This is a genomic window from Phytoactinopolyspora endophytica (assembly GCF_004138495.1).
In the GTDB taxonomy this organism is placed as follows: Bacteria; Actinomycetota; Actinomycetes; order Jiangellales; family Jiangellaceae; genus Phytoactinopolyspora; species Phytoactinopolyspora endophytica.
This window is the reverse complement of the sequence record NZ_ML142849.1, coordinates 378-3,387: the sequence shown is the minus strand read 5'-3', so window position 1 is coordinate 3,387 and position 3,010 is coordinate 378. Positions and strand designations below refer to the sequence as shown.

The window sequence follows — 3,010 nt, the reverse complement described above, 5'->3', positions numbered from 1 at the left end:
ATTCCGGAAGACGAACCGCTGTACGTCGTGTGCAAGGTCGGAGGCCGGTCTGCCCAGGTCGCGGCCTGGCTCAACAGCATCGGCCGGGACGCCGTGAACGTCTCCGGCGGCATGGAGTCATGGGCCGAGGCCGGACGGCCCTTGGTGGCCGACTCGGGCGATCCATTCGTGGCGTAGTGGGCGTTGCCGGCGACGGCGCAGGGGAAGGCACAGCATGAGCGTGGACCGGAAAGTCGTCACGCGTGACGACCTGACCGGGGTGGCGCGTGCCGCCCTCGGGACCGGATGTGACCTGGTCGGCGTCGCACGGCTGCGAGGTGGCAGCAAGAAGGGTGTGTACCGCCTCACGTTCGACGACGATCTCACGGCGATCGTGTACCTCTGGGACACCTCCGAGAATTACTGGCCCGCCGCACAGGTCGACGACAGCGAGAGCGCTGCGAACCCGTTCTCGGACGCCTCCGGCATCGATCTGTTCGAGGCCTCTCACAAGCAGCTGGACGTTCTCGGAATCCGCACACCGCGGATCTATCTCGCGGACCGGAGCGGGGACTACTACCCGGCGGATATCGCGGTGGTCGAGGACGTGCCTGGCGAGAACCTCGAGGCGCTGCTCCAGAACGATGCCCACGCCATGGAGACGACCCTGGAACGACTGGGCGACGCGCTCACTGTGATGCAAGGGCATCGCGCGCCGCGGTTCGGCAAAGTTGCACTATTCAACAACCAGACTGTCTCGGACCGCCGCTCGTGTGAACAGGTCGTTCTGGACCGCGCGCTGGGGGATCTCGCCGAAGCCGCGTCACGCGACATCCGGGTCGCGACCGCTCATGATCGTTTGGACGACGCTCTTCGCATGATGACGGCCGCCGTGCGTCCACGCTGCGAGTATGGACTCATCCATGGCGAGCTCGGACCCGACCACGTCCTCGTGGACCGGCACAAGCAACCGGTCATGATCGACATAGAGGGGCTGATGTTCTTCGATGTCGAGTGGGAGCACGTCTTCATGCGGCTTCGTTTCGGCGAGCATTATCGCTGGCTGCATAGAAGCGGCTTGGACGAACAGCGTCTGGCTCTCTACACACTCGCCATGCGGCTGTCGCTCGTCGCCGGTCCGCTGCGGCTTCTCGATGGCGACTTCCCGGACCGCGAGTTCATGGCCGGGATCGCCGAACACAACATGCGGGAAGCCCTGGCCTTTGTGGCCTGAACCGGCGAGCACCGAAAATCGATGGCGGCGTCGCCTTGCGCGGTGATGAGATTCAGGTGTGACCGAGCGATGGATGATTGACGAGCGTGCGTACGCGGGGCCAGAGCACCTCGACGCCGATTTCGTGGCGGGTTACGACCGTAAGCAGGGATATCCGGACGCCGCCGCCGACCTGGACATTCTTCGAAGCCACGGAGTGGGGGAGAGTGCGACCGTTCTCGATATCGGGACGGGAACGGGCCAGTTCGCGCTGCCCGCTGCAAAGGTCTTCGGACGCGTAGTGGCGATCGACGTTTCGCCGGTCATGCTGACACACGTCTCAAAACGCGCGGCCGACCAGAGTTTGTCGAACCTCCAATGCGTTGAGGCGGGCTTTCTCACGTATGAGCATTCCGGGCAACCCATCGACGCCGTGTACACCCGTCATGCGTTGCACCACCTGCCGGACTTCTGGAAGGCGGTCGCGCTGACTCGGATCGCCGATATGTTGAGGCCAGGGGGAGTGCTGCGGCTCCGTGACCTGATCTACGACTTCCAACCGAACGAAGCCGATCAGGTGTTCGGTGGTTGGTTCGCGGCAGCCATGGACGATCCCACTCGTGGATATACCGCCGATGACTATCTCGAGCACATCCAAACCGAATACAGCACGTTCCGCTGGCTGCTCGAGCCGATGCTCGACGTGGCAGGCTTCGACATCGTGGACGTGGAGTACGGCGCGTCGGTGTTCGGCGCCTACACCTGCGTCCTTCGGCCTGAATAGCCCGCGTGGATTCCCAGAGCAGTGTCTTGTTCATCGGAGGCCGATCAGGCGTCGGCAAGTCCACTGTCGGCGCTGAGGTCCACGAACAGCTGACCAGGCGCGACGTCGCACATGCGTTCATCGAAGGTGACAACCTCGATATGGCCCATCCGCCGCCATGGGAGCACCAGCTCGCTGAGAAGAACCTCGCCGCGATGTGGAACAACTATCGATCTCTCGGATATCGCCACCTCGTCTACACCAACACCGTCAGCGTGCTGGTCACGGATGACCTGGTCGAGGCCATGGGGGACAAGCCGTCAGCGACGGCCGTGTTGTTATGCGCCGACGACGACACAGCTCGCGAGCGGCTCTCACAGCGGGAGATCGGAACGGCGCTCGCGTGGCACGTTCAGCGCAGCGATCACATGGCACAGCGGTTAGAGGCTGGAGCGCCGCCGTGGGTACACAGGGTCAACACGGCCGGGCGCGCCGTCGTCGATATCGCCGACGAGATCATTTGCCTTACCGCCTGGGGACGAGCTAGCTAACCTCCGGATCCGCTGGGCCGTCGCGGAGTATGCCTCGTACCGTGTCGAGTGAAACGCCGGGCGGGAACTCCGGCAGCCACCAGGTCGCACCTGCTGCTGCGTACGGCAGGGGGTCGGCGTCGACGGGCAGGCAGATGACGATGTCGTACGAGCCGGTCTTGCCTATTCGGAGGTCAGTGATGGTGGCGACGACCTCGGCGAGTTGGTCCGGGTGCTCGAGATGGGCCGGGAAGAAGCCGTCGAGCCCGGCGGCGCGACGGATCGGCTTGATATTGCCAGGGAACCCGGCGGCCCACACCGGCACGCCGGGCTCTTGCACCGGTCGGGGCAGGAACTCGATATCGTCGACGGTGTAGTGCTCTCCGCGGTGGCGCACCGGCTCGCCGGACCAGGCCGCAGCCAGGATCGCCAAGGACTCGTCGAGCATCGTGAACAGCGATAGTTTCGATCGTCATGAGCATGGCTCCCGTTGCGCTGGGACTCGTCACCGACGTCTAGCTGCCC

Annotated in this window: 5 protein-coding genes; 4 read left to right on the top strand and 1 reads right to left on the bottom strand. The window is 64.4% G+C overall.

Translation table 11 applies throughout. From position 1 onward, the window contains the following. The 4 genes from ELR45_RS42380 to ELR45_RS00015 all read left to right on the top strand — a co-directional run bounded on the left by ELR45_RS42380 (nt 1) and on the right by ELR45_RS00015 (nt 2,506). Nucleotides 1-177: a rhodanese-like domain-containing protein gene (locus ELR45_RS42380; RefSeq protein WP_420813783.1), complete on the top strand. Its 177-nt coding sequence runs from the start codon at nt 1-3 to the stop codon at nt 175-177. A 37-nt stretch (nt 178-214) separates the two neighbouring features. Continuing rightward, nucleotides 215-1,213 carry a phosphotransferase family protein gene (locus ELR45_RS00025; protein ID WP_129662460.1) on the top strand — a complete coding sequence of 333 codons (999 nt, stop codon included), beginning with the start codon at nt 215-217 and terminating at the stop codon, nt 1,211-1,213. A 73-nt stretch (nt 1,214-1,286) separates the two neighbouring features. Further along, nucleotides 1,287-1,976 (top strand): class I SAM-dependent methyltransferase, encoded by a 690-nt coding sequence (locus tag ELR45_RS00020; RefSeq protein WP_240759020.1) that lies wholly within the window; start codon nt 1,287-1,289, stop codon nt 1,974-1,976. Nucleotides 1,977-1,981: 5 nt separating this feature from the next. Next, entirely contained in the window at nt 1,982-2,506 is a 525-nt protein-coding gene (locus tag ELR45_RS00015; protein ID WP_205855604.1) for an adenylyl-sulfate kinase, read from the top strand. On the opposite strand, the gene ELR45_RS00010 is transcribed toward ELR45_RS00015, so the two are convergent. Beyond that, the gene (locus ELR45_RS00010) at nt 2,499-2,933 is read right to left on the bottom strand and encodes an LLM class flavin-dependent oxidoreductase (RefSeq protein WP_205855603.1); all 435 of its coding nucleotides are present in this window, start codon (nt 2,931-2,933) and stop codon (nt 2,499-2,501) included. The genes ELR45_RS00015 and ELR45_RS00010 overlap by 8 nt on opposite strands. Between the last annotated feature and the right edge of the window lie 77 nt (nt 2,934-3,010).